Here is a 23,709-nt window from a genome sequence, read left to right as displayed (position 1 = left end):
TCCGCGCGGCTGGGGGAACCCGCAGCGCAGCAAGAGATCAGCAACGACGACCGTCCTGGTCGGCGGGGTCGGACCGGCCCCGTGCGATCCGGACCGGGGAATGCGAGATGGCGACGGAGCCGCGTTGGGACGACACACCGCCCTCGGAGGAGAAGCACGAGCGCACGTTCTCCTTCGCCGGGGAGCTGCGCAACGTCACGGGCGCGCGGCTCGCGGCGGAGGAGTTCCTGTGCGCGCTGGCCCGGGAGGCGCCACCGGGCGCGCAGGAGTACTGGGACGACATCCTGCTGGTCGTGACGGAGCTGGCCGCGAACGCGATCCAGTACGCGCCGGGCCCGTTCGACCTGCGGCTGCGCCGCACCTTCGACGGCGTGCACGTGACGATGCGGGACACGAACACGACCAAACCGGAGCCGCGCCCCTTCCACCCGCGCACGGGGGGCGGCGGCATCGGCTGGCACCTGGTGCACACGCTGTGCTCCCAGGTCAGCGTCGTCGTGCACGACGACGGCAAGGACATCCACGCCTTCCTGCCCTGGTGACGGCCGCCCGGCCCGCCCCGGCGTGTGCCGACGGCGTGTCCGCCGTGTCCGCCGTGTTCTGGTTCCCCGGGTCCGACGTGTAGGTGTGCTCAGGCCGGTTACTCCGTCCGGGAGTGGGGCAGTTGATCCCCACGCGTTCGTCTGCCTGCCCCGGCCGGCCGGCGGAACGGCCGGCGGCACGGTGGGATCGGATGTGGCGCGCGGCGGTCCGGGCATGCGAACGGCGGCGAGCCGGACCGCCCGGACCCGCAGGAAGGGATGGACACCGTGACACGACCCAGGATCCTGGTGGTCGGCGCAGGCTTCGCCGGAGTGGAGTGCGTCCGCCGCCTGGAGCGGAAACTCGCCCCTGACGAGGCCGACGTCACGCTGGTGACGCCGTTCGCCTACCAGCTCTACCTTCCCCTGCTGCCCCAGGTCGCCTCCGGCGTGCTGACGCCGCAGTCGATCGCGCTGTCGCTGCGCCGCAGCCGGAAGTACCGCACCCGGATCATCCCCGGCGGAGCGATCGGGGTGGACCTGAAGTCCAAGGTGTGCGTCATCCGCACCATCACCGACAAGATCGTCAACGAGCGGTACGACTACATCGTGCTGGCGCCGGGCAGCGTGACCCGCACCTTCGACATCCCCGGCCTGACGGAGCACGCCTTCGGGATGAAGACGCTCGCCGAGGCCGCCTACGTCCGCGACCACGTCATCTCGCAGCTGGACCTGGCCGACGCCAGTGACGACCCGGCCGAGCGGGCCGCGCGGCTCCAGTTCGTGGTGGTCGGCGGCGGATACGCGGGCACCGAGACCGCGGCCTGCCTCCAGCGGCTGACGCACGCCGCCGTGCGGCGCTACCCGCGCCTCGACCCCGGCCTGATCAAGTGGCACCTGATCGACATCGCGCCCCGGCTCATGCCGGAGCTGGGGGAGAAACTCGGCCGCAGCGCGCAGGAGATCCTGCGGCGGCGCGGCATCGACGTCTCGCTGGGCGTGTCGATCGACAAGGCCGGCCTGGAGGAGGTCACCTTCACCGACGGCCGGGTGGTGCCCACGCACACCCTGATCTGGACGGCCGGAGTGGTCGCCAGCCCGCTGATCGCCACGCTCGGCGCGGAGACGGTCAAGGGCCGACTGGCGGTGACCGCCGAGATGTGCCTGCCGGGGCACGACGGGGTGTTCGCGCTCGGCGACTCCGCGGCCGTGCCGGACCTGGCCAAGGGACAGGAGGGCGCCGTCTGCCCGCCCACCGCGCAGCACGCCATGCGGCAGGGCAGGTCGGTCGCCGACAACGTCATCGCGACACTGCGCGGCCAGCGGATGCAGCCGTACGTGCACAAGGACCTCGGGCTCGTCGTCGACCTCGGCGGCAAGGACGCGGTCTCCAAACCGCTCGGTGTCGAGCTGCGCGGGGTGGCCGCGCAGGCGGTGGCCCGCGGCTACCACTGGTCGGCGCTGCGCACCAACGTCGCCAAGGCCCGGGTGATGACCAACTGGCTGCTGAACGCGATCGCGGGTGACGACTTCGTCCGCACCGGTTTCCAGGCCCGCAAGCCCGCCCGGCTGAAGGACTTCGAGTTCACCGACGCCTATCTGACGCCGGAGCAGGTACGGGCCCGGGTGGAGGGCGCGACGACCGACCAGCCCTGATGTGACGTGGATCACCGGGCGACCGCCGATCATTCCGCACCGGTCCGGCCGTCTGCACCGGTGATCGGCGAACGTCACACGGAAGGCACGCACCACCATGAGCGAGAAGACCGTGAAGGGCCCGGCGAGCTACTTCCCCTCGATCGAGAGGAAGTACGGCCGCCCGGTCGGCGAGTGGCAGGAACTGATCCGCTCCTCGGCCCTGACGAAGCACATGGAGCTGGTCGGCTGGCTCAAGGCCGCGCACGGTCTCGGGCACGGGCACGCGAACGCCCTGGTGGCCGCGACCCTGGCCGAGGACAGGTAGGACCCGCCCGCGTGCGATGCTGGGTCGGAGATCGAAATCTGACACGGGAGAGCGCGCGGCGTGAGGGCAGCACGACGGTCGGTACGGGTACGGATGTGGGACCGGCTGGCGGCGTCGGATCCCGGGCTGCTCCGGCTCACCGCGGGACTGCGCACGGTCACCGCGATCGCCCTCGCCCTGGCCGTCCTCGCCGCGCTGCGCGTCCCGGTGCCCCAGCTGGTCGCCGGGGCCATGGCGGCGATGGTCGCCACCTTCGCCGTACGGGAGAAGCAGCCGCGCCCGCAGGCCGTCACCCTCGCGGTCGGCCTGCCGGTGGCGCTGGCCTCGGTGTCGCTGGGCGCGCTGCTCAACCAACGGGTGATCGTCGGCGACCTGTTCTTCGTCGCCCTGATCTTCAGCGCCGTCTACGGCCGCCGGTTCGGCGACCGGGGCACGGCGCTGGGGCTGATCGGGTTCCAGGTCTACTTCCTCTCCCTGTTCGTCCGCGCGACGACGTCCGGGCTGCTCCCGTTGTACGGCGTCATCTGCGTGGCGTTCGCGAGCAGCGCCGTCGCCCGGTTCGTGCTCCTGCCGCAGACCGCGGCGGGGACCCTGGACCGGCTGCGGCGGGCCTTCCGGGCCCGGCTCGCCCAGTTGCTCGCCGTACAGGCCGAGTTGCTGGACGCCGGGCCCGACGAGGTGGAGAAGGTGCTGGAGGAGCTGCGCACCCGCACCGCGCGGCTGCACGAGACGGCGCTGCTGATCCAGGGCCGGCTGGAGGACGGCACCTCGGACCCGGCGGTGGCCCGGCTGCTCCAGCGCCGGGTCGCGGACGCCGAGATCGCCGCCGAGCGGCTCGGGCTGCTGCTGCTCACCGCGCGCAGCGCCGAGCGGACCGACACGCTCACCCTGCACCTGCCGGGCGCCCCGGTGCCCTCCGGGGGCGAGCTGCCGGTGCGGGACCAGGCGACGGCGGCGCTGCGCCGGGACCTGGAGGCGCTGCGGGTGCTGATGCTGCGGCCGGCCGGGGAGGCACGGGGAACCGCGCTGGCCCAGGTGCGCAACCGGCTGCTGGGCTATCGCGAGGAGGAGAACCTGCCCGAGGGCTCCCCGGCGGTGCAGGACGTCTTCCGGGGGCTCGGCGAGGCCGCCCGGGCCGCGCTCGGTCTGCGCCTCGCGCTGGACGGGCCGCAGGACGAGTCCGACGACACGCCCGCGACCGCCCGTTCGCGCGAGGAGCTGGACGCGGAGGACACCGCGATCGAGATCAGCGAGGAGAACGAACCTGAGGCGGCCGAGCCGACCGGTCTGAAGCGGCCGACCACCCGGGCCGCCGTCCAGGTGGCCGTCGGTTCCTCGCTGGCCATCGTCGGCGGTGAGCTGCTGTCCAGCCAGCGCTGGTACTGGGCGGTGCTGACCTGCTGGATCGTGTTCATTAACACCGCCTCCACCGGGGAGATCCTGGTGAAGGGCTACCGGCGGCTGGTGGGCACGGTCCTCGGCGTGGTGGCCGGCATCGTGCTCGCCGGGCTGGTGGGACACCACACCTGGACGGCGTTCGCGCTGGTGCTGGTGTTCATCTTCGCGATGTTCTACACCGCGCCGCTGTCGTACACGCTGATGTCGTTCTTCGTCACGGCGATGCTGGGCCTGCTGTACACGCTGCTGAACACGTACAGCATGTCGGTGCTGATGCTGCGGGTGGCGGAGACGGCCCTCGGCGCGGCCTGCGGGGTGTTCGCCGCGGCGGTGGTGCTGCCCGTCCACACCGACCGCCGGACCAACGACCTGCTGGTGGCGGTCCTGGACCGGCTGGCGGACGTCACCCGGGGCGCCGTGGACCAGCTGAGCGGCGGGGCCGGCGGCGATCTGGTGGAGCAGGCGCGTGAGCTGGACCAGGCGCTGGCCGATCTGCGGGCGGCCACCCAGCCGCTGACCCACCCGATCACGCCGATGCGCTCGCGCCGGAACACGGCCCGGTACGTGGTGGCGCTGCTGGAGACCTGCGCGTACCACGGGCGGTCCCTCGCGGCCACCGCCGAGCTGCTGCCGACCCACCCGGCGATCGCGGCGGACCCGCGGCTGCGCGGGGCGTGCGGGCGGATCGTGCACAACATCGAGGCGATCGCGACGCATGTGGGCGACCCGCGGGCCGCCGTGGAGATCGAGAGCGGTCCGAGCATCGCGTCGATGCTGGAGCCGGGCACCCTGCGCACCCCGCGCTACGGCCGCGTGACCGACCGGGTGCTGCGCCATCTGCAACGGCTGGACGAGGCGGTGTCCGGTCTGGCGCGTCCGCTGGGCGTCACCGGCGGGCCGGCACGGCCGGGCAGGTGAGGGCCGGCGGGTTTCCGTCCGGATCGGCCCGGGTCCGCGACGCCCGGGTCCCGTCCGGGCCGGCGCGGGTCCGCGACCCCCGGTACGGCACTCCCCCAGCCTTCGGCCGGGGTGCTCCCGCGCCGGTTCACCGCCGCCCGGCGGAGCCCGGGCGGCGGCCGCCGAGCGCCTCGTCACGGACCCGGGCGCAGCTGCGGCTGATCAGCCGGGAGACGTGCATCTGGGAGATGCCGAGCCGGTCGGCGATGCGGCTCTGCGTCATGTCCTCGAAGAAGCGCATGTAGAGGATGGCCCGCTCGCGCTCCGGCAGCCGGCGCAGCCCCTCCTTGGCGGCCTCGCGGTCGATCACGACGTCGAAGGAGCCGTCCGCCGCACCGAGGGTGTCGGCGAGGCTGTAGCCGTCGTCACCGGCGGACATCTCGGCGTCCAGCGAGAGGGTGCTGAAGCTCTCCAGCGCCTCCATCCCGGCGGACACCTCGTCCTCGGTGAGCCCGGTGTGGGCGGCGATGTCCGCGACGGCGGGCTCGGGGCTGCCGGGGTTCTGGGTGAGTTCGCGCCGGGCCACCCGGACCCGGTTGCGCAGCTCCTGCACCCGGCGCGGCACCCGCAGGGCCCACATCCGGTCGCGGAAGTGCCGCTTGACCTCACCGGTGATCGTCGGCACGGCGTAGCTCTCGAAGGCGCCGCGGGACGGGTCGAAGCGGTCGATGGCCTTCACCAGCCCCAGCGCGGCCACCTGGCGCAGGTCCTCCACGGACTCGCCGCGGTCGCGGAACCGGCCGGCGATCCGGTGGGCCATGGGCAGCCACGCGGTGACGAGTTCGTCGCGGGCGGCGTCGCGTTCGGGGCCGTCGTCCAGTTCCGCCAGCCGGGCGAACAGCGCCGCGGTGTCGGGGGCGTCGTCGTGGTTCCGCCGGCCGGGCGCCGCGCCACCGCTGGTGGTGACGGGGGCGTCGGGACGGTTTGTCGACATGTCGGTCAGCATGCGGAATCGCTCCTGAACGTGGGTTTCAGGGCACAGCCGGAACAGCGGTTCCGGGTCCTGCCCGAACGGTGATGTCAGGGTTCGCCGCGGGTGAGTGACCGAGCCCACCAGGAGGGGGCCCAGGCAGCCGAACTGTTCCCCGCTGGGCGAGCGCCTCCGGTCCGAAGCACGGAATTCCGCCTGCCCCCCGCCCAAACGGGCAAACACCGGTGAACGGAACTTCCGGCGATCGCCTCAGCGCAGCGGTACGACGGCCGTGATGCACTTGCCGCCGCGGGGCAGTTCCGCCACCCTGACGTCCCGCGCCAGCCGGCACACGATCGGCCAGCCGCGCCCGCCGGGCCGGGTACGGCCCTGCTCGTCGGCGGCCGGGGCGACCACGGGCAGCTCGTCGCTGCGGTCGCTGACCGAGACCCGTACGCCGCCGGAGTCGACGTCGACGTCGAAGCCGGTGATGCCGCCGCCGTGCAGCAGGGCGTTGGTGGTGAGTTCCGAGGTGACCAGCAGGACGTCCTCCACGGTCTCGGCCGGGCACGCCAGGGCGCGGGCGCGGCACCCTTCGGTCATCGCGCGCTCGACCGTCTCGCGGGCCTCGGCGGGCCGGCCCGGCACCGGGCGGCGGGGTTTCGCAGGTGTGGCCAAGGAGCTGGTCCGGGGCTTGTCGCGCATCCGTTCCTCCCTGGAAGGTGCCCGAGTTGCGGTGCTCTCTCCCTTTCCGGCTGACCCCGCGGGCCGCTGTCAAACACCCTCGGTGCCGGTGTCATCACCGGCGTTCGGGCGGGTACCCGCACACCATGACCGATGTCGTGGACGCGGACGAGTTGCTGCGGCGGATCCGGCGGGGCCGGGAGCACGCGGCCGAGGAGGAGCGGGCCTGGCGGGAGCGGGCCCGGAGCCTGACGGCTACCGATCCGGAGGGCGCTCGGGAGGCGGCGGACCGGGCGCGGGCCTTCGAGGCGGTGCTGCGGGTGCTGGAGGAGATCGTGAGTCCGGGCCGGGGTCCGGAACGGGCGACAGGAGTGAAACAAGTCACTTGACCCGCTTTGCGCTACCGGTGGGTCCGACAAATGGTTTACCGTTCACCCATACGTGAGGCAGGAGCGTGCCGGACGGTCCGTCCCGGCTCCCCGCGTCACCACAGACGGCCCTGGCTGGCTTCCCCCGTCCAGCCAGGGCTTTTCTCTGCCCGCACGGCGACACGCGGACGGCCGGGCGCCTGCTTCGAGGTGCCCCGCACGGCGGCAGCGGCTGAAATGGGCTTGACAGCCTGATGCGGGACGCGGCACAGCCCCCGCCCCGCGACCTCCGCCGGCGAGGAGCCCCGCGCCATGACCAAAGCGATCAAACTGCTCACCGCCCTCCCCCAGGCGCAGCGCGAGCGGCTGATGGAGGTGGCCAAGGAGGTCTCCTTCCCGGAGGACACCCGCGTCTTCGAGGCGGGCGGCACGGCCGACCGGTTCTGGGTGATCCGTTCGGGCGCCGTCCACCTGGACCAGGAGGTCACCCCGCGCCGCCGGGTGACCGTGGCCACGCTCGGCGCGGGCGACCTGCTCGGCTGGTCCTGGCTGTTCCCGCCGTACCGGTGGGACTTCGGCGCGGTGGCCTTCAGCAATGTACGGGCCTACGAGTTCGACGGACCCTCGGTGCTCGCGCTGTGCGTGGAGGATCCGCTGCTCGGGCTCTCGCTGGTGCGGACGGTGGCCGAGATCCTCGCCCACCGGCTGGAGACGACCCGCGGGAAGCTGATGGACCAGTACACGATGCGCCGGGGGCGGGGCCCGCTGTAGCGCCGGTCGAGGCAACGCCCGTCCGCCGCGCGTCGCCGGGCGGGCCCCGCCCCCGCGAAGCGCGGCGGACGGGCCCCGGCGGTCAGATCCGGTACCGGCGCAGGGCCGGGACGGCGCCGGCCAGGACCAGCATCAGCACGACCACCAGCGCGCCGCCGCCCGCGACGGCGGCGCGCGGACCGAACGCCGCGCCCGCGGTGCCGTGCAGGACGTCGGCCAGGCGCGGGCCGCCCGCGACGACCACCGTGAACACGCCCTGCATCCGGCCGCGCATCTCGTCGGTGGCGGCCGACAGCAGGATGGCGCCGCGGAACACCATCGAGACCATGTCGGCGACCCCGGCCGCGGCGAGGAAGGCCACGGCGACCCAGAGGTTGCCGCTCAGCCCGAACCCGGCGATGGCGACACCCCAGGCGACGACCGCGCCGATGACCATCCAGCCGTGCCGGCGGGCCCTCGAGAACACACCGGAGAACAGGCCGCCGAGCACCGCGCCCACCGGAATGCCGGCGAACAGCACACCGAGCGCGAAGCCGGCGCCCCAGGAGCCGTACGTCTCCGCCGCCAGCTGCGGGAACAGGGCGCGGGGCATACCGAAGACCATGGCGATGATGTCGGCGAGGAAGGAGAGCAGCAGCACCTTGTGCCGCGATATGTAGCGGAACCCGGCGGCAATCTCGCGCACCCCGGCCCGGCGGGCGACTCCCTGGGCGAGCGGTGCCAGCGCGGGCAGCCGGTAGACGGCCCACACGGTCACGCACAGCGCCAGCGCGTCCACCAGATACAGCTCGGGCAGCCCGATGACCGGGATGAGCGCGCCGGCCAGCAGCGGGCCGGCCACCAGGCCCGTCTGCATCACCGTCGAGCCCAGCGCGTTGGCGGCGGGCAGCTGTTCCGCCGGCACCAGCCGGGCGATGGAGGCGGTGCGGGCGGGTGAGTTGAGGCCGAAGAACGCCTGTTGCAGCGCGAGCAGGACCATGAGGACGGCGACCGAGTCCAGACCGGTGACGGCCTGCGCCCAGAACAGCAGCGAGGTCACCGCGATGCCGGTGTTGGTGACCAGCAGCAGCTTGCGCCGGTCCACGGTGTCGGCGACCGCCCCGCCCCACAGTGCGAAGGCGACCATGGGCACCAGTCCGGCCAGGCTCGCGTAGCCGACCCAGGCCGAGGAGTGGGTGATGTCGTAGATCTGCTTGGGTACGGCGACGGCGGTCAGCTGGCTGCCGACGGCGGTGACGATGGTCGACGACCACAGTCGCCGGTAGGCGGGGATGCGCAGCGGGCGGGTGTCCATCGCCCAGCGGCGCCAGCCGCGCCGGGTCGGGGCCCCGGCCGCCGGCGCGTCGGTACCGGTCTCGGTGCTGCTGCTCGCGCTCGTGTCCACGGATGTCCTGGTTGCTCGATACATCTTTTCGCTTCGTCAAGCTGACTATCGCAGCAACATCGGTGCGCGCCGAACCGATTCCCCCGCACCCGTTCCGCGGTCTCCGGGCGGTCGTCCGGCGGTTGTCCCGTTTCACGTCGCTCCGACCGGTCACCCGATCCCGGAGAACGCAAGCCGAACGCGTGCGACAGGGCACGGACGACTTCGACCGATCCAGGAGACTTTCCATGGACAACTGGCGCGACCATGCCGCGTGCCGCCAGGAGGACCCCGACCTGTTCTTCCCGATCGGGACCACCGGGCCGGCGCAGGTGCAGACCGAGCAGGCCAAGGCGGTGTGCGGGCGCTGCCCGGTCCGCGAACAGTGTCTGGACTGGGCGCTCGACACCGACCAGAGCATCGGCGTCTGGGGCGGTACGACGGAACTGGAGCGCCGGGCACTGCGCCGCCGGGCGCGCTCCCGGCCACGGTCGGGCTGACGGCACCCGCCAGGGGCCCGGCGGACCCCTGGCGCACGGTCCCCCACCGCGGTTCCCGGGGCCCCGGACCGTCCCCCTGCCCCCGCAGGACCCAGGGACGCACGCCGGGGCCCCCGTCGTGCGGCGGGTGCGCGCAGTCGTAGGTGAGGCGGTCGGGAGGTGCGGGCGAGGGCGCCGGCCGCGTCGCCGCCCGGGGAGCGGGGCGGGGCGCAGTACTCTCGCAGGACCGTCCCCGACCCGGAAGGGGCTCCGTCCGTGAGCGTGCGCGTACGCCGGATCTACGAACCGCCCGAGCCCGACGACGGTCTGCGCGTGCTGGTCGACCGGCTGTGGCCGCGCGGGCTCGCCAAGGACGCGGCGCACATCGACGAGTGGCCGAAGGGGCTGACGCCGTCGGCCGAGCTGCGCACGTGGTACCACGGCGGTGGCTCGTACGAGGAGTTCCGCCGCCGGTACGAGGCGGAGCTGGACGCCCCGGAGGCCGCCGCGCTGTTCGAAGGCCTCCACAAGGCGGTCCGCGAGGGGCGGGTGACGCTGCTGACGGCGTCGAAGCGGCCGGAGCAGAGCCACGCGTCCGTGCTCGCGGAGCTGCTGGGGGGCTGAGGTCAGGCGGTCTGCCGGGCCGCCGCGCGGCCCGCGGCCCGGCCGGAGAAGAGGCAGCCGCCGAGGAAGGTGCCCTCCAGGGCGTTGTACCCGTGGACGCCGCCGCCGCCGAACCCGGCCACCGCCCGCCGCGTACAGTCCCTCGACCGGTGTGCCGTCGGTGCCGAGGGCACGGGAGTCCAGGTCGGTCTGGATGCCGCCGAGGGTCTTGCGGGTCAGCACGCGCAGCCGGACGCCGATGAGGGGGCCCGCGGCCGGGTCGAGGAGGCGGTGCGGAGCGGCGACCCGGCCGAGCCGGTCCCCGATGTAGCGGCGGGCGTTGCGGATGCCCTGGACCTGGGCGTCCTTGCTGTAGGGGTTGGCGATCTGGAGGTCCCGGGCCTCGATCTGGCGGCGCACCTCGGCCGCGTCCAGCAGCGGCCGGCCGGTCAGCCCGTTCATCTTCTCCACCAGGCGCTCCAGGCTGTCCGCGGTGACGAAGTCCGCGCCCTTGTCGAGGAAGGCCCGCACGGGTGCGGGGGCGCCCTTGCCGAGCAGCCGGTCGCGCAGGACGGCCCTGCGGTCCTTGGCGGTGATGTCGGGGTTCTGCTCGGAGCCGGAGAGCGCGAACTCCTTCTCGATGATCTTCCGGGTGAGGACGAACCAGGAGTGGTCGTGGCCGGCGAGGTCCTCGGTAGTGCGCAGGTACCTGAGGGTGCTCAGGGTGTCGTAGCCCGGCAGGCAGGGGTCGGGGAGACGGCGGCCGAGGGCGTCGAGCCAGACGGAGGACGGGCCGGGCAGGATGCGGATGCCGTGGCCGGGCCAGACGGGGTCCCAGTTCTGGAGGCCCTCGGTGTAGTGCCACATGCGGTCGCGGTTGACGAGCCGTACGCCGGCCTCGGCGCTGATGTCGAGCATGCGGCCGTCGACGTAGGCCGGGACGCCGGTGACCATCTCGGCGGGGGGCGTGCCGAGCCGTTCGGGCCAGTGGCGGCGGACGATGTCGTGGTTGGCGCCGATGCCGCCGGTGGTCACGACGACGGCCTGGGCGGTGAGTTCGAACTCGCCGGCGCGGTCGCGTCCGGAGGGGGCGCCGCGCGGGGAGTCGTCGGGGGCGAGGACCGTGCCGCGCACGCCGCGGGCCGTGCCGCCCTCGACGACCAGTTCGTCGACCCGGTGGCGGTGGTGGAAGGTGAGCAGTCCGTCCCGGGCGGCCTGCCGGGCGTACCGGACGAAGGGCTCGACCACGCCGGTGCCGGTGCCCCAGGCGATGTGGAAGCGGGGCACGGAGTTGCCGTGTCCGTCCGCCCGCAGGTCGCCGCGCTCGGCCCAGCCGACGGTGGGCAGCAGTTCGATGCCGTGTCCCCGGAGCCAGGACCGCTTCTCGCCGGCCGCGAACTCGACGTAGGCGCGGGCCCAGCGCACCGCCCAGGAGTCCTCGTCGGCGAGCCGGTCGAACCGGGCGCTGCCCTGCCAGTCGTTCCAGGCGAGGCCGAAGGAGTCCTTGATGCCGAGGCGGCGCTGCTCGGGCGAGTCGACGAGGAAGAGCCCGCCGAAGGACCAGTACGCCTGGCCGCCGAGGTTGGCGGCGTTCTCCTGCTCGACCAGGGCCACCCGGCGGCCCCGGCTGGTGAGTTCGTGCGCGGCGACGAGGCCGGCGAGGCCCGCTCCGACGACGATGACGTCCGCGTCCATGGCGTGTGTGTCCTTCCCTCAAGGTGCTCGTGAGGCCCGTTGGCGGGGTGGTGCGGGGAGGCGTCCGCGTCATGCGGGGACGTGGCCGCCGTCCGTGAGCAGCGCGGTGAGCAGTCGCCCGAGCCAGGCCCGGGCGGCCTCGACGTCCCGGTCGAGCAGCAGCTGGGTGGTGACCCCGTCGTACGCGGCGACCACGGCGCGGGCGGCGCCGTCCGCTCCGCCCAGGACGGCGGGCGGCGCGGTTTGTCCGCGGGCCCGGGAGAGCCGGTCGGCGATGGCCTCCCGGAGCCGGGCCCGGTGGTCGAGGAGGGCCCGGGCGACGGCCGGTTCGCGGGCGGCGCGCACCAGGAAGTCGGTCTTCACCAGCAGCCAGTCCACATCGAGCAGCAGCACCTCGGTGACCCGGTCCACGGCGGCGGGCACGTCGAGGCCGGGCCCGTCCTGGGCGAGCGCGTCGGCCACCTGGGCCGCGATGAGGTCGGCGCGCTCCCGGTACAGGGCGAAGAACAGCTCGTCCAGGGTGGCGAAGTTCGAGTAGAAGGCGCCCCGGGTGAAGCCGGCCGCCTCGCACACCTCCTCGATGGTGACCCGCCCGAAGCCCTTGGCCGCGAACACGGCGAACGCCGCGTCGAGCAGCCGGGCACGGGTACGGCCCCGGCGCCTCGTGACGCGGCGGGGCGGGTCTTGCTCTCGCCCCTGCTCCGGCTCCACGGCACCACCGCCCCTTCCGCTCGATACAGGAACGTATCGAATACATCCGCGTATCGGAAGCCTCGCGGCGCGGGCGCTCCCCGACCCGGCCCCCGGTGATCGAATGGAACGTATTTTCGATTCAGGAGTACGCTGGACGCATGTCCACGCACCTCCAGGGCTCCCTGTTCGACCAGACCGACGAGCTGCGGCTCGGCCCGCTCGACGGGCTGCGCCGGACCGAGCTGGACGCCGGCGCCTGGATCGACGTGCTGCCGGGCTGGCTGAGCGGAGCCGACGCGCTGTTCGAGACACTGGCCGGGAACGTGCCGTGGCGGGCGGAGCGCCGGAAGATGTACGACCACGTGGTCGCCGTACCCCGTCTGCTGGCCTTCTACGGCGCCGGGGACCCGCTCCCCCACCCGGTCCTGGCCGAGGCCCGCGACGCCCTGTCCCGGCACTACGCCGGAGAGCTGGGCGAGCCGTTCACCACCGCCGGGCTCTGCTTCTACCGCGACGGCCGGGACAGCGTGGCCTGGCACGGGGACCGCACCGGCCGGGGCTCCCGGGAGGACACGATGGTCGCGATCCTCTCCGTCGGCGAGCCGCGCGACCTGCTGCTGCGCCCGGCCGGCCGGGGCGGCACGACGGTGCGGCGGCCGCTCGGCCACGGCGACCTCATCGTGATGGGCGGCTCCTGCCAGCGCACCTGGGAGCACTGCGTCCCCAAGAGCACCCGGGCCGCGGGCCCGCGCATCAGCGTCCAGTTCCGGCCGCACGGCGTGCGCTGACCGGCCGGCCGCACCCGTTGCGGGAAGCGGCGGCGCGTCTGATTGGCTGTCCTCCCACGAACGGTCGCGCAGGGCTCGGAGAGATCATGCGAGCAGAGGTACACCAAGTCGCCGACGGCGCCTACCTGGTGCACGGCAACAACGTCAACTGGGTCATCCTCAAGGAGGGGGACGCCGTCACCCTGGTGGACACCGGCTACCCGGGGGACCGCCAGGGAGTGCTGGACTCACTGGCCCGGGTGGGCGGTTCACCGGAGGCGGTCGCCGCCGTGCTGATCACCCACGCGCACAACGACCACCTCGGCTCGGCCGAGTTCCTGCGCGCCGCCTACGGCACGCCGGTCTACCTGCACCCCGCCGAAGTACCGCACGCCCGGCGGGACTTCCTCCAGCAGGCCACCATCAAGGACGTCGTGCGCAACGCCTGGCGGCCGGGTGTCCTGCCCTGGGCGGTGCACGTGATCAAGGCCGGCGGCACCGACCACAACCCGGTCACGGAACCCGAGCCGTTCCCGGTCGCCGACGGTCCGCTCGACCTGCCCGGCCGTCCCGTGCCGGTGCACACCCCCGGCCACACCGACGGGCACGCGGTCTTCCACCTGCCCGCCGCCGGGATCGTCATCTCCGGGGACGCCCTGGTCAGCGGGCACGCCACGTCCCGGGTCAAGGGCCCCCAGCTGCTGCCGGACTTCTTCCACCACGAGCGCGCGCGGACCCTGGCCTCGCTGGAGCTGATCGGGGCGCTGGAGGGCGACACACTGCTCCCCGGCCATGGGCCGGTGCACCGCGGTCCGGTGCGCGCGGCGGCCGAGCTGGCCCGGGAACGCGTTTCGTAGCACGGGTGCGGGCGCCGTCCACCGTCACCGGCCGGGCTCCCGGAACCCGGGCCGGGCCGGTGCGCGCTCGGCGGGGCCCCGGGAACGCGGGCCGGGCCCCGGAATCCGTGACCGGGCTGCCGGGAGCGGCGTCCGGGGCCTTAGGGTGCGTCCCATGGCCTTGCAGATCAGTGCCACGAATCCGGAGCACCCCGCGCTCCTGCTCGCCCTGCCGTGGGACACCCCGCTGGAGGAGTGGCCCGAGGAGTACCTCGTGCCGCTCCCCCGCGGCATCTCCCGGCACGTGGTGCGCTACGCCCACGCCGGCGACGAGGTGATCGCCGTCAAGGAGCTGGCCGAACGACCCGCGCTGCGCGAGTACGAGCTGCTGCGCGACCTGGACCGGCTCGGCATCCCCGCCGTCGACCCGCTCGCCGTGGTCACCGGCCGCGTCGACCACGCGGGCGCCCCGCTGGAGCCGGTGCTGATCACCCGGCACCTGCGCGGCTCGCTGCCGTACCGGTCGATGTTCGAGACCACCATGCGCCCGGCGACCATGCACCGGCTGATGGACGCCCTGGCCGTGCTGCTGGTCCGGCTCCATCTGGCGGGGTTCGCCTGGGGCGACTGCTCGCTGTCCAACACCCTCTTCCGGCGGGACGCGGGCGCCTACGCGGCCTATCTGGTCGACGCCGAGACGGGCGACCTGCACCCGCGGCTCAGCCCCGGGCAGCGGGAGTACGACCTGGACCTGGCCCGCGTCAACATCAGCGGCGAGCTGCTGGACCTGGAGGCGTCCGGCGCGCTGCACCCGGCCGTCGACCCGGTGGAGTTCGGCCATGAGATCTGCACCCGCTACCAGGGGCTGTGGCAGGAGCTGACCCGCACCTCGGTGTACCCGGCGGGCAAGTACCACTACATCGAGCGCCGCATCAGGCGCCTGAACGACCTCGGTTTCGACGTCGCCGAGATGCAGATCGAGCACTCCTCCAACGGCGACACGGTCACCTTCGTGCCGAAGGTCGTGGACGCCGGCCACCACCAGCGGCAGCTGCTCCGGCTGACCGGTCTGGACACCGAGGAGAACCAGGCGCGGCGGCTGCTGAACGACCTGGAGAGCTGGATGGCCACCCAGGACGACTACGCGCCCGGCGATCCCCTGGCCGCCCGCCCCGAGGTGCTGGCGCACCGCTGGGTGCGGGACGTGTTCCGGCCGACCGTGCGGGCGGTGCCGCCGGAGCTGCGCGGCTCGATGGACCCGGCCGAGATCTACCACCAGCTGCTCGAACACCGCTGGTACCTGTCCGAGCACGCGCAGCACGACATAGGTCTGGACACCGCCGTCAAGGACTACACCGAGAACGTCCTGCCCCGGGCGCGGGCCAGCCTGGAGCCGGCCGAACCGGAGTAGCTCACTCGTGCGGGACCACGGCCACCGGGCAGTCGGCGTGGTGCAGCACCCCGTGCGCGACCGAACCGATCCGGGCGCCCACGGCGGTGCGGCGCGCCCGGCGCCCGACGACCATCAGCTGGGCCCGGCCGGACAGCGACAGCAGCACCTGGCCCGCGCTGCCCATCTCCACGTGCTCGGCCACGGGCACCTCCGGGAACCGCTCGCGCCACGGCTGGAGCGCCTCGGCCAGCGCCTGCTTCTCGTACGGCTCCAGACCGCCCGCCTCGTCGAGCAGCCTGAGCGAACCGGGGCTGTAGGCGAAGACCGGCGGCAGGGTCCACGCCCGCACCGCCCGGACGGCCGCGCCGCGCGCGGCGGCCGTCTCGAACGCGAACCGCAGCGCCGCCGCGCTGTCCTCGGGGCCGCCCTGCTGGCCGACGACGACGTCCCGGCCTGCCACCTCCGCCGTGGGCTCGGCGCCGGCCCGGACCAGGACGACGGGCCGGGTCGCCTCCGCGATCACCTGCTGGCCGACCGAGCCCAGCAGGAACCCGACCACGGGCCCGTGCCCGCGCGAGCCGAGGACCAGCATCTCCGCCCCGGCCGCCGCCTCCGCCAGCGCGTGCCCGGCGCCGGCCTCCACCACGTCGGTGGTCACCGCCAGCCCGGGGTGCCGCTCGGTGACCGTGCGCACCGCCTCCGCCACGCCCTCCGACACCCACCCCCGCTGGGTGTCCCGGTCGGCGGCGGCGAGCGCCTCGGCGTACCGCCAGGCGTGCACCACCCGCAGCGGCAGCTCCCGCCGCACGGCCTCCCGGGCCGCCCAGTCCAGCGCGGCCAGGCTCTCCTCCGTACCGTCCACCCCTGCCGTGATCGGGCGTGTCATCCGTGGGCCTCCTCGTCGTTCGCGGTCGCGTGCCGCCGGTGTCCGCCGTCGGGCACCGGCGCACACGATGATCTCCGGGCCGCGCCCCGGCGCACCAGCCGGCCCCGCGGGCGGCGCGCGATGGGCGCTGTGAGGCAAGCGGCGGTCCCCGTCGGGCAAGCGGGACCCGAGGTACCGACCATAGGATGGCCGGAAACCGGCACGGCGTCCCGCCAGGGCACCGGGCCGGGGATCAGGCAATCGGGTGGGGAGTCGTATGGCACAGGCCGCCGACGCAGCGCGGACCGTCATCCTGACCGTGGACGACGATCCGGGGGTCTCCCGTGCCGTCGCCCGCGACCTCAGGCGGCGCTACGGCGAGTCGTACCGGATCGTGCGCGCGGAGTCCGGCGAGTCGGCGCTCGAGGCGCTGCGCGAGCTGAAGCTGCGCGGCGACCTGGTGGCGGTGATCCTGGCCGACTACCGCATGCCGCAGATGAACGGCATCGAGTTCCTGGAACAGGCCCTGGACGTGTACCCGGGCGCGCGGCGGGTGCTGCTGACCGCGTACGCGGACACCAACGCGGCGATCGACGCGATCAACGTGGTCGACCTCGACCACTACCTGCTCAAGCCCTGGGACCCGCCGGAGGAGAAGCTCTACCCGGTCCTCGACGACCTGCTGGACGCCTGGCGGCACAGCGCCTACAAGCCGGTGCCCAGCACCAAGGTCGTCGGGCACCGCTGGTCGGCGCGGTCCTCGGAGGTGCGGGAGTTCCTCGCCCGCAACCAGGTGCCGTACCGCTGGTACTCGGTGGAGGAGCCGGAGGGGCAGCGGCTGCTGGCCGCCGCCGGGCAGGACGGGCAGCGGCTGCCGCTGGTGATCACCCCAGACGGCACGGCCCTGGTCGAGCCCGAGGCGTCCGAGCTGGCTGCGCGGGTCGGGCTCGCGACGACGCCGGCGGCCGACTTCTACGACCTCGTCGTGATCGGCGGCGGCCCGGCCGGCCTGGGCTCGGCCGTGTACGGCGCCTCCGAGGGGCTGCGGACGGTGCTGGTGGAGCGGGAGGCGACCGGCGGGCAGGCCGGGCAGAGCTCCCGCATCGAGAACTACCTGGGCTTCCCGGACGGCGTCTCCGGCGCCCAGCTCACCGGCCGGGCGCGGCGGCAGGCGGCCAAGTTCGGCGCCGAGATCCTCACCACCCGTGAGGTGACGGGGCTGGAGGTGAACGGCGCCGCGCGGGTGGTGCGGTTCGCGGACGGCTCGGCGATCGCCGCGCACAGCGTGATCCTGGCGACCGGCGTGCAGTACCGGCAGCTGGACGCGGCGGGCTGCACCGACCTGACCGGCTGCGGGGTGTTCTACGGCTCGGCGCTGACCGAGGCCGCGTCCTGCCAGGGGCACGACGTGTACATCGTCGGCGGCGCCAACTCGGCGGGCCAGGCGGCGATGTACCTGTCCCGGTTCGCCAAGTCGGTGACGCTGCTGGTGCGCGGCCCGGACCTGACGGCGTCCATGTCGTACTACCTGATCCAGCAGATCAACGACGCCCCGAACATCTCGGTGCGCTGCCACACGGTGGTCGACGAGGCGCACGGCACCGAGCGCCTGGAGCAGCTGACCCTGCGTCAGGTGGAGACCGGTGAGCGCGAACGGGTCGACGCCGAGTGGATGTTCGTGTTCATCGGCGCCGCCCCGCTGACCGACTGGCTGGGCGATACGGTGCTGCGCGACCGGCGCGGCTTCATCCTGGCCGGACCCGACCTGACCGCCGACGGACGGCCGCCCGCCGGCTGGGAGCTGGACCGGCCGCCGTACCACCTGGAGACCAGCATTCCCGGTGTGTTCGTCGCGGGCGACGCGCGCGCCGAGTCCGCCAAGCGGGTCGCGTCCGCCGTCGGAGAGGGAGCCATGGCCGTGATGCTCGTCCACCGCTACCTGGAGCAGTCGTGAGCGGGCAGCTGATGCCGTGCAGCCCGCGGGAGGTCGGCTCGCTGTTCCTCTTCGAGAAGCTGAGCCCCGAGCAGCTGGGCCGGCTGTGCGCGGCGGGCCGGGTGGAGCTGTTCCAGCCCGGCCCGGTGTACACCGAGGGCGACGCCGCCACCTGCCTCTTCGTGATGATCGAGGGCGCGGTGGTGCTGTCCCGCCGGGTCGGCGGCGACGACGTGGAGGTCACCCGGACCGCGCAACGCGGGGTGTACGGGGGCGCGATGCAGGCCTACCTCGGCGACCGGGTGCGGCAGGTCTACAACAACTCCATGCGGGTCACGGAGCCGACGCGGTTCTTCGTGCTGCCCGCGGACGTCTTCGCGGAGGTCGTGCGCGACTGGTTCCCGATGGCCGTGCACCTGCTGGAGGGCCTGTTCTTCGGCACGAAGAACACCCAGGCGATGGTCGGGCAGCGGGAACGGCTGCTGGCGCTGGGCTCGTTGTCGGCGGGGCTCACGCACGAGCTGAACAACCCCGCGGCGGCCGCGGTGCGGGCCACCGCGTCCCTGCGGGAGCGCGTGGCGAAGATGCGGCGCAAGCTCGGCCTGATCGCCGAGGGGCCGTTCTCCCGCGAGTGCCTGGCGAGCCTGGTCGAGATCCAGGAGCGCACCGCGGAGCGGGTGGGCAAGGCCCCGGCGCTCAGCCCGCTGGAGGCGTCCGACCGGGAGGACACGCTCGCCGACTGGCTGGAGGACCACGGCATCGAGCAGGGCTGGCAGGCGGCGCCCGTCTTCGTGCAGGCCGGGCTGGACGTGGACTGGCTGGAGCAGGTCGCGGCGGCGGTGGACGAGGAGATCCTGCCGAACGCGGTGGGCTGGCTCAGCTACACCGTCGAGACCGAGCTGCTGATGAACGAGGTCGAGGACTCCGCCACCCGCATCTCGCACCTGGTCGACGCGGCCAAGCAGTACTCGCAGCTGGACCGGGCGCCGTACCGGGTGGTGGACGTGCACGAACTCCTCGACAGCACGCTGGTGATGCTGTCGGGGAAGATCGGGCCGGGCATCGGGATCGTCAAGGAGTACGACCGCACGCTCCCGCCGGTCCCCGCCTACCCGGCGGAGCTGAACCAGGTGTGGACCAATCTGATCGACAACGCCGTCTCCGCCATGAACGGCGCGGGCGGGCAGGGCACGCTGACCGTGCGGACGGGACTCGACCACGAGCGGCTGCTGGTGGAGTTCCGGGACACCGGGCCCGGCGTCCCGCCGGAGATCAAGGACCGGATCTTCGATCCGTTCTTCACCACCAAGCCGGTCGGCGAGGGCACCGGGCTCGGCCTGGACATCTCCTGGCGGATCGTCGTCAACAAGCACCACGGCACCCTGCGCGTCGAGTCCGTCCCCGGCGACACGCGCTTCCAGGTGCTGCTCCCCCTGACCGCCCAAACCCCCGACGAGGAGCCGGTATGACCGAGGCCCACGGAATCGACCCCACCGTCCCGCCCAGCGGCACGGGCTGCCTGGAGTGCGAACAGACGGGCGGCTGGTGGTTCCATCTGCGCCGCTGCGCGAGTTGCGGGCACATCGGCTGCTGCGACGACTCCCTCTCGAAGCACGCCACCGCCCACTACCGGGCGACCGGGCACCCGCTGATCCGCAGCTTCGAGCCGGGCGAGGACTGGTTCTGGGACTACACCACGGAGGAGTTGTACGAATCCGGTCCCGAACTGGCCCCGCCGACCTACCACCCCGCCGACCAGCCGGTCCCGGGCCCGGCCGGCCGGGTGCCGAAGGACTGGCCGCGGCTGCTGGGCTGACGCGGGCAGGCCGCCCCGGCGGTGTCGTCGGTGCCGCGCGCCAGGACGACGTGTCCCGCATCCCCGTCAAGCCGGGCGCCGGCCGGGCCCGGGTGGCTCCGCGCCCCCGGGCCCGGCCGGTTCCGTTTCACCGGGCGCAGTCGAGCCGGTTCAGGTCGACGGCGTCGGCCAGCGCCTGCATGCCCTTGTCGTTGGGGTGCACATGGTCCCCGCCGTCGAAGAAGGGCAGCATGCGCTCGGGGTCGTAGGGGCTGCGCAGGACGCGGTCGAAGTCGGTGACGGCGTCGAACTCCCCGCTGCCGCGCAGGTAGGCGTTCACCTCCTGGCGTACGGCCTCGGCGGGCGGGTCCCACTCCGGCCAGCCCTTGAACGGGCCGACGGTGGCGGCGACCACGCACTTGCCCGCCGCGTGCGCCCGCCGGGCGATCTCCCGGTAGCCGGCGACGAGATCGGCCGCGGTGACCCCGGTGTGCGCCTTGAGGTCGTTGACGCCTTCGAAGAGGAAGACGGTGCGCACCCCGGGCTGGCTGAGGACGTCCCGGTCGAGCCGGTGCAGCGCGGCCTGTCCGGGGCCGTCCGCGAGCACCATGTTGCCGGAGATGCCCTCGTTGGCCACGCCCTGGACGGCCGCGCCGACCGTGCGCAGGCGCCGGGCGAGGTAGTCGGGCCAGCGGCGGTTCAGGTCGGTGGTGGACTGCCAGCCGTCGGTGAGGGAGTCGCCGAGCGCGGCCACGGCGCCGTCGGCCGCGCGGGAGGGCCGTACGGAGACGGAGTCGAGGTACCACCAGGAGCCGGTCGTCCCCGTCCAGCCGGCGCCGCTCTCCTCGGCGGTGTGGTCCCCCGGCCCGGTGTACGAGGTCTGCATCGCCATCCAGTGACCGGTGGCGGGGCCGGCCGCGTCGGGGGTGCGCAGGCTGACGACCAGGTCGGCGCCGGCCGGGACGCGGCCGGGCAGCGGATCGCTCCAGACGGCGGCCCCGGCCGGGACGGTGACCGCGCGGGAGCCGCCGAAGGTGAGCGGCCGGTTGCTGCCCGGCCGCAGGGCGGCGCCCTGGGCGCGCAGGCCGGCGTGGACGCCGTCGAGGGTCAGGGGGCGGTCGCCGAAGGCGTTGCTGAAGCGGACGCGCAGGTCGTCGCCGCCGACGCTGGTGCGGACGACGAGCCGGTAGCCCTGGCCGGCGGTGCCCTCCCCCATGCGGTCGGCACTGGCCGCCCAGGTGACGACGCCGGAGGCCCGGGGGGCCGGCGCGGGCGGGGTGGCGGCCCGGGCGGCGGACACGGGCAGGCAGGCGAGGGCCGTGAGCAGGGCGGCGGCGAGGCGGCACCGGCGCCGGGACCGGCCGGTCACCGGCCGAAGTCCCGGAGCGTGACGGCCTCGCCGGGTCGCACCCGGACCGTTCGGAACCTGCCTGCGTGTCCCACGGAGGCCATGGTCCCGCCGGTGCTGCGGATGCGCACCTCGGTGGGTGTGCCGTCCCGCCAGTGCAGGTCGACGAGGAAGCCGCCGCGGGCCCCGGCCCCGGTCAGCGAACCGGCGGCGGACCAGGCGGCGGGGAGGGCGGGCAGCAGTTCCAGGTGTCCGGGGCGGGAGTAGAGCAGCATCTCGGTGACGGCGGTGGGGGTGCCGAAGTTGGCGTCGATCTGGAAGATGCCCCGGCCGGGTTCCACCTCGTAGATGTCGAAGAGGTTGGGGGCGGTGCCGTTGCCGCCGCCGGTCGACGGGCGCAGGTTGTTCACGATGAGCCGGTACGCCTTCTCGGGGTTCTTCAGACGCGCCCAGCACAGGGCGCGCCAGGCGTTGGCCCAGCCGAAGCTGTTCATGCCGCGCGCGGTGAGCAGGGCGGTGGCTCCGGCGACGATCTCGGCGGGGGTGGTGCCGTCCGGCCGTATGCGGTCGCCGGGGAACAGGCCGACGAGCGGGGAGAGGTGCCGGTGGGTGGTCTCGCCGAGGTTGTCGGGGGACATCCACTCCTCCAGCCAGCCCGTCGTGGGGCTGACGGCCGGGAGGTGGAGGCGGTCGCGCAGGGCGCCGACGGTGCGCGCGTAGGCGGTGTCCCGGCCCAGTTCGGCGGCGGCGGTGCGGTAGTTGCCGAAGAGGGCGTGGACGAGTTCCTGCGCGTAGGTGATGCCCTTGGCGTCGAGCGGGCCGTGCTCCGGTGACCAGTCGCTGTCGGCGATGAGCACCTCGCGGCCGCTGTCGGGCAGGGTGTGGGTGAGCAGCCGGGCCTCCCAGAACTCGCAGGCGCCCTTGAGCAGGGGGTAGATCCGCTCCAGGTGGGCGCGGGAGCGGGTGTACTCGTAGTGCTCGAACAGGGAGTTGCACAGCCAGGCGTTGCCCGCCGGGTGCCACCACCAGCCGCCTCCGCCGTACGGGTTGGTGGAGATGGCGACGGTCCAGCCGGCGTTCTCGCCGCTGGAGTTGCGGTAGCGGTTGCGGGGGTCGTCGAAGAGCCGTGCGGTGAGGTCGGTCCAGGAGGGGAGCTGGGCGACGCAGTAGTCGGTGAGCGCGTCGAAGCAGGGTGACAGGCCGGTCCGGTCGGCCATCCAGTAGTTCATCTGGAGGTTGATGTCGGTGTGGTAGTCGGCCATCCAGTCCGGGTCGTTGCCGTCCAGCCAGGGCCCCTGGAGGCCGAGCGGCAGGCTGCCCCGGGAACCGGCGATCATCAGGTACCGGCCGAACTGGACGTAGGCGGCCTCCAGTTCGGGGTCGGGCTCGTTGTCGCGGGCGCGGGCCTGGATGCGCTCCCAGGTGTCCAGGGCACGCTGCTCGGCGGAGGAGGTGCCGAGGGAGAGGCCGAACCGGTCGAACAGGGCGCGGTGGTCGGCGATGTGGGTGCGCAGCAGGGCGCCGGCGGAGGTGCGGGCGGCGGCGCGGACCTTGGTGCGGGCCAGCTCCCGGGGGTCGAGGGCGGGGTCGCGGTAGTGGGTGGCGGGGTTCGGGGCGTAGTCGGTGCCGCCGCTGAGCACCACGGTCAGTTCCCGGCAGCCGGTGAACTCAAGGCCCGCGCCGGCCGTCCGGACGGTGCCGCCGCTGCCGTGCGCGGCGATCGCGGCGCCGTAGCGCAGGCCGCCCGCGAAGGACCCGGCGAAGGAGTCGGCCGTCCCGTGCTCGCCGTGGGTGCCGGCGAGGGTGACGGTGCCGGTGTAACGGCCGCCGCCGCTCTGGCTGAAGTGCAGCACGATGACGTCGTCGGGCCGGCTGGCGAAGAGCTGCCGCCGGTAGGTGACGCCGGAGCGGACGTAGGAGGTGGTGACCACGCCCTGGGCGAGGTCGAGGGTGCGGCGGTAGCCGGTGACGGCGGACAGGTCGTGGTCGGGCAGGTCGACGGTGAGCCGGGCGAGCAGGGTGAGGGAGCCGAAGTCGTCTCGGCCGTAGGGGAACTGGCCGTCGGCGTCCAGGGTGTCGTTGCGGCCGCCGGTCCACAGCGTGGCGTCGGTGACGAGGAGGAGTTCGCGGCCGGGGTCGTTGCCGGCGAGGGCGCCGAGGCGTCCGTTGCCGACCGGCAGGCCCTGCCGGATGAGCGAGTGCTCGTCGGCGGGGGCCCGCCACCACAGCTGGTGGCGGGCGTCGGCGGCGGGTGCCTCGGCGGGCCGCCGGGGGGCGGCGGTGGCGGTGAAGGCGGGAGTCGCGGCGAGGGCTCCGGTGGCGGCGGCGAGGGCGAGGAAGCCGCGTCTGCTGGGCGGGCGCTGCATG

At 73.9% G+C, this 23,709-nt stretch carries 21 protein-coding genes and 1 pseudogene; 14 read left to right on the top strand and 8 right to left on the bottom strand.

The window, feature by feature from the left end; genetic code table 11:
- The first annotated feature begins 107 nt into the window (after window positions 1-107).
- The 4 genes from IF37_RS0113840 to IF37_RS0113820 all read left to right on the top strand — a co-directional run bounded on the left by IF37_RS0113840 (window position 108) and on the right by IF37_RS0113820 (window position 4,800).
- On the top strand, window positions 108-542 hold the full coding sequence (locus IF37_RS0113840; protein ID WP_030741449.1) for an ATP-binding protein: 435 nt from the start codon (window positions 108-110) through the stop codon (window positions 540-542).
- 258 nt (window positions 543-800) lie between these two features.
- Window positions 801-2,177 (top strand): NAD(P)/FAD-dependent oxidoreductase, encoded by a 1,377-nt coding sequence (locus IF37_RS0113830; RefSeq protein ID WP_030741446.1) that lies wholly within the window; start codon window positions 801-803, stop codon window positions 2,175-2,177.
- 97 nt (window positions 2,178-2,274) lie between these two features.
- Complete coding sequence (locus tag IF37_RS0113825) at window positions 2,275-2,484, top strand: DUF4287 domain-containing protein (RefSeq protein ID WP_030741443.1); 210 nt, start codon at window positions 2,275-2,277, stop codon at window positions 2,482-2,484.
- A gap of 93 nt (window positions 2,485-2,577) precedes the next feature.
- Complete coding sequence (locus IF37_RS0113820) at window positions 2,578-4,800, top strand: FUSC family protein (RefSeq protein ID WP_030741440.1); 2,223 nt, start codon at window positions 2,578-2,580, stop codon at window positions 4,798-4,800.
- Window positions 4,801-4,927: 127 nt separating this feature from the next.
- Here the strand turns inward: IF37_RS0113820 and IF37_RS0113815 are convergent, their stop codons facing one another.
- Both IF37_RS0113815 and IF37_RS0113810 read right to left on the bottom strand, forming a co-directional pair.
- Window positions 4,928-5,785 (bottom strand): SigB/SigF/SigG family RNA polymerase sigma factor, encoded by an 858-nt coding sequence (locus tag IF37_RS0113815; protein ID WP_030741438.1) that lies wholly within the window; start codon window positions 5,783-5,785, stop codon window positions 4,928-4,930.
- Between the two features lie 234 nt (window positions 5,786-6,019).
- Entirely contained in the window at window positions 6,020-6,454 is a 435-nt protein-coding gene (locus IF37_RS0113810) for an ATP-binding protein (protein WP_030741435.1), read from the bottom strand.
- Between the two features lie 125 nt (window positions 6,455-6,579).
- Here IF37_RS0113810 and IF37_RS0113805 point away from each other — a divergent pair, with 125 nt between their 5' ends.
- Entirely contained in the window at window positions 6,580-6,822 is a 243-nt protein-coding gene (locus IF37_RS0113805) for a hypothetical protein (protein WP_030741432.1), read from the top strand.
- Window positions 6,823-7,113: 291 nt separating this feature from the next.
- Window positions 7,114-7,572, top strand: coding sequence for a cyclic nucleotide-binding domain-containing protein (locus tag IF37_RS0113800; protein ID WP_030741429.1), 459 nt, complete (start codon window positions 7,114-7,116; stop codon window positions 7,570-7,572).
- An 82-nt stretch (window positions 7,573-7,654) separates the two neighbouring features.
- On the opposite strand, the gene IF37_RS0113795 is transcribed toward IF37_RS0113800, so the two are convergent.
- The gene (locus IF37_RS0113795) at window positions 7,655-8,956 is read right to left on the bottom strand and encodes an MFS transporter (protein ID WP_030741427.1); all 1,302 of its coding nucleotides are present in this window, start codon (window positions 8,954-8,956) and stop codon (window positions 7,655-7,657) included.
- A 227-nt stretch (window positions 8,957-9,183) separates the two neighbouring features.
- Between IF37_RS0113795 and IF37_RS0113790 the strand changes: the two genes are divergently transcribed.
- Window positions 9,184-9,435, top strand: coding sequence for a WhiB family transcriptional regulator (locus IF37_RS0113790; RefSeq protein ID WP_030741425.1), 252 nt, complete (start codon window positions 9,184-9,186; stop codon window positions 9,433-9,435).
- 255 nt (window positions 9,436-9,690) lie between these two features.
- Window positions 9,691-10,038 (top strand): DUF488 domain-containing protein, encoded by a 348-nt coding sequence (locus tag IF37_RS0113785; protein ID WP_030741423.1) that lies wholly within the window; start codon window positions 9,691-9,693, stop codon window positions 10,036-10,038.
- A gap of 2 nt (window positions 10,039-10,040) precedes the next feature.
- On the opposite strand, the pseudogene IF37_RS39355 reads toward IF37_RS0113785, so the two are convergent.
- Window positions 10,041-11,712, bottom strand: a pseudogene (locus tag IF37_RS39355) (FAD-binding dehydrogenase).
- A gap of 69 nt (window positions 11,713-11,781) precedes the next feature.
- Window positions 11,782-12,423 (bottom strand): TetR/AcrR family transcriptional regulator, encoded by a 642-nt coding sequence (locus IF37_RS0113775; RefSeq protein ID WP_030741420.1) that lies wholly within the window; start codon window positions 12,421-12,423, stop codon window positions 11,782-11,784.
- Window positions 12,424-12,563: 140 nt separating this feature from the next.
- Between IF37_RS0113775 and IF37_RS0113770 the strand changes: the two genes are divergently transcribed.
- The 3 genes from IF37_RS0113770 (at window position 12,564) to IF37_RS0113760 (ending at window position 15,419) form a co-directional block, all read left to right on the top strand.
- The gene (locus IF37_RS0113770) at window positions 12,564-13,193 is read left to right on the top strand and encodes an alpha-ketoglutarate-dependent dioxygenase AlkB (protein WP_030741417.1); all 630 of its coding nucleotides are present in this window, start codon (window positions 12,564-12,566) and stop codon (window positions 13,191-13,193) included.
- Between the two features lie 86 nt (window positions 13,194-13,279).
- Entirely contained in the window at window positions 13,280-14,029 is a 750-nt protein-coding gene (locus IF37_RS0113765; protein ID WP_030741414.1) for an MBL fold metallo-hydrolase, read from the top strand.
- 154 nt (window positions 14,030-14,183) lie between these two features.
- Complete coding sequence (locus IF37_RS0113760; protein WP_030741412.1) at window positions 14,184-15,419, top strand: DUF4032 domain-containing protein; 1,236 nt, start codon at window positions 14,184-14,186, stop codon at window positions 15,417-15,419.
- A gap of 1 nt (window position 15,420) precedes the next feature.
- Here the strand turns inward: IF37_RS0113760 and IF37_RS0113755 are convergent, their stop codons facing one another.
- Window positions 15,421-16,287 (bottom strand): universal stress protein, encoded by an 867-nt coding sequence (locus tag IF37_RS0113755; RefSeq protein ID WP_030741410.1) that lies wholly within the window; start codon window positions 16,285-16,287, stop codon window positions 15,421-15,423.
- A 256-nt stretch (window positions 16,288-16,543) separates the two neighbouring features.
- On the opposite strand from IF37_RS0113755, the gene IF37_RS0113750 reads away from it, so the two are divergent.
- From IF37_RS0113750 to IF37_RS0113740, 3 genes are read left to right on the top strand one after another with little or no spacing between them, the layout of a single operon-like run.
- Window positions 16,544-18,220, top strand: a complete 1,677-nt coding sequence (locus IF37_RS0113750) for an FAD-dependent oxidoreductase (RefSeq protein ID WP_030741407.1) — start codon at window positions 16,544-16,546, stop codon at window positions 18,218-18,220.
- Window positions 18,217-19,668 (top strand): ATP-binding protein, encoded by a 1,452-nt coding sequence (locus tag IF37_RS0113745; protein ID WP_030741404.1) that lies wholly within the window; start codon window positions 18,217-18,219, stop codon window positions 19,666-19,668. The genes IF37_RS0113750 and IF37_RS0113745 overlap by 4 nt, the downstream gene beginning before the upstream one ends.
- Window positions 19,665-20,015, top strand: coding sequence for a UBP-type zinc finger domain-containing protein (locus IF37_RS0113740; RefSeq protein WP_030741401.1), 351 nt, complete (start codon window positions 19,665-19,667; stop codon window positions 20,013-20,015). Before IF37_RS0113745 ends, IF37_RS0113740 begins: the two co-directional genes overlap by 4 nt.
- A gap of 127 nt (window positions 20,016-20,142) precedes the next feature.
- Here IF37_RS0113740 and IF37_RS0113735 read toward each other — a convergent pair whose 3' ends face one another.
- Together IF37_RS0113735 and IF37_RS0113730 are read right to left on the bottom strand one after the other, a co-directional pair.
- Entirely contained in the window at window positions 20,143-21,300 is a 1,158-nt protein-coding gene (locus IF37_RS0113735) for an SGNH/GDSL hydrolase family protein (protein ID WP_253915754.1), read from the bottom strand.
- A 59-nt stretch (window positions 21,301-21,359) separates the two neighbouring features.
- Window positions 21,360-23,708: a glycoside hydrolase N-terminal domain-containing protein gene (locus IF37_RS0113730; RefSeq protein ID WP_030741395.1), complete on the bottom strand. Its 2,349-nt coding sequence runs from the start codon at window positions 23,706-23,708 to the stop codon at window positions 21,360-21,362.
- Between the last annotated feature and the right edge of the window lies 1 nt (window position 23,709).

This window comes from Streptomyces sp. NRRL S-31 (genome assembly GCF_000718775.1).
GTDB lineage: Bacteria > Actinomycetota > Actinomycetes > Streptomycetales > Streptomycetaceae > Streptomyces.
Note: the sequence above shows the minus strand (reverse complement) of the source record. Positions and strands in the feature narration are given on the sequence as shown.

What these genes read in the sequence shown, in the direction of transcription:
- IF37_RS0113840 (WP_030741449.1), top strand. Translation starts at nt 108, where the DNA reads ATGGCGACGGAGCCGCGTTGGGACGACACACCGCCCTCGGAGGAGAAG.
- IF37_RS0113830 (WP_030741446.1), top strand. Translation starts at nt 801, where the DNA reads ATGGACACCGTGACACGACCCAGGATCCTGGTGGTCGGCGCAGGCTTC.
- IF37_RS0113825 (WP_030741443.1), top strand. Translation starts at nt 2,275, where the DNA reads ATGAGCGAGAAGACCGTGAAGGGCCCGGCGAGCTACTTCCCCTCGATC.
- IF37_RS0113820 (WP_030741440.1), top strand. Translation starts at nt 2,578, where the DNA reads ATGTGGGACCGGCTGGCGGCGTCGGATCCCGGGCTGCTCCGGCTCACC.
- IF37_RS0113815 (WP_030741438.1), bottom strand. Translation starts at nt 5,785, where the DNA reads ATGCTGACCGACATGTCGACAAACCGTCCCGACGCCCCCGTCACCACC.
- IF37_RS0113810 (WP_030741435.1), bottom strand. Translation starts at nt 6,454, where the DNA reads ATGCGCGACAAGCCCCGGACCAGCTCCTTGGCCACACCTGCGAAACCC.
- IF37_RS0113805 (WP_030741432.1), top strand. Translation starts at nt 6,580, where the DNA reads ATGACCGATGTCGTGGACGCGGACGAGTTGCTGCGGCGGATCCGGCGG.
- IF37_RS0113800 (WP_030741429.1), top strand. Translation starts at nt 7,114, where the DNA reads ATGACCAAAGCGATCAAACTGCTCACCGCCCTCCCCCAGGCGCAGCGC.
- IF37_RS0113790 (WP_030741425.1), top strand. Translation starts at nt 9,184, where the DNA reads ATGGACAACTGGCGCGACCATGCCGCGTGCCGCCAGGAGGACCCCGAC.
- IF37_RS0113770 (WP_030741417.1), top strand. Translation starts at nt 12,564, where the DNA reads ATGTCCACGCACCTCCAGGGCTCCCTGTTCGACCAGACCGACGAGCTG.
- IF37_RS0113765 (WP_030741414.1), top strand. Translation starts at nt 13,280, where the DNA reads ATGCGAGCAGAGGTACACCAAGTCGCCGACGGCGCCTACCTGGTGCAC.
- IF37_RS0113760 (WP_030741412.1), top strand. Translation starts at nt 14,184, where the DNA reads ATGGCCTTGCAGATCAGTGCCACGAATCCGGAGCACCCCGCGCTCCTG.
- IF37_RS0113755 (WP_030741410.1), bottom strand. Translation starts at nt 16,287, where the DNA reads ATGACACGCCCGATCACGGCAGGGGTGGACGGTACGGAGGAGAGCCTG.
- IF37_RS0113750 (WP_030741407.1), top strand. Translation starts at nt 16,544, where the DNA reads ATGGCACAGGCCGCCGACGCAGCGCGGACCGTCATCCTGACCGTGGAC.
- IF37_RS0113740 (WP_030741401.1), top strand. Translation starts at nt 19,665, where the DNA reads ATGACCGAGGCCCACGGAATCGACCCCACCGTCCCGCCCAGCGGCACG.
- IF37_RS0113730 (WP_030741395.1), bottom strand. Translation starts at nt 23,708, where the DNA reads ATGCAGCGCCCGCCCAGCAGACGCGGCTTCCTCGCCCTCGCCGCCGCC.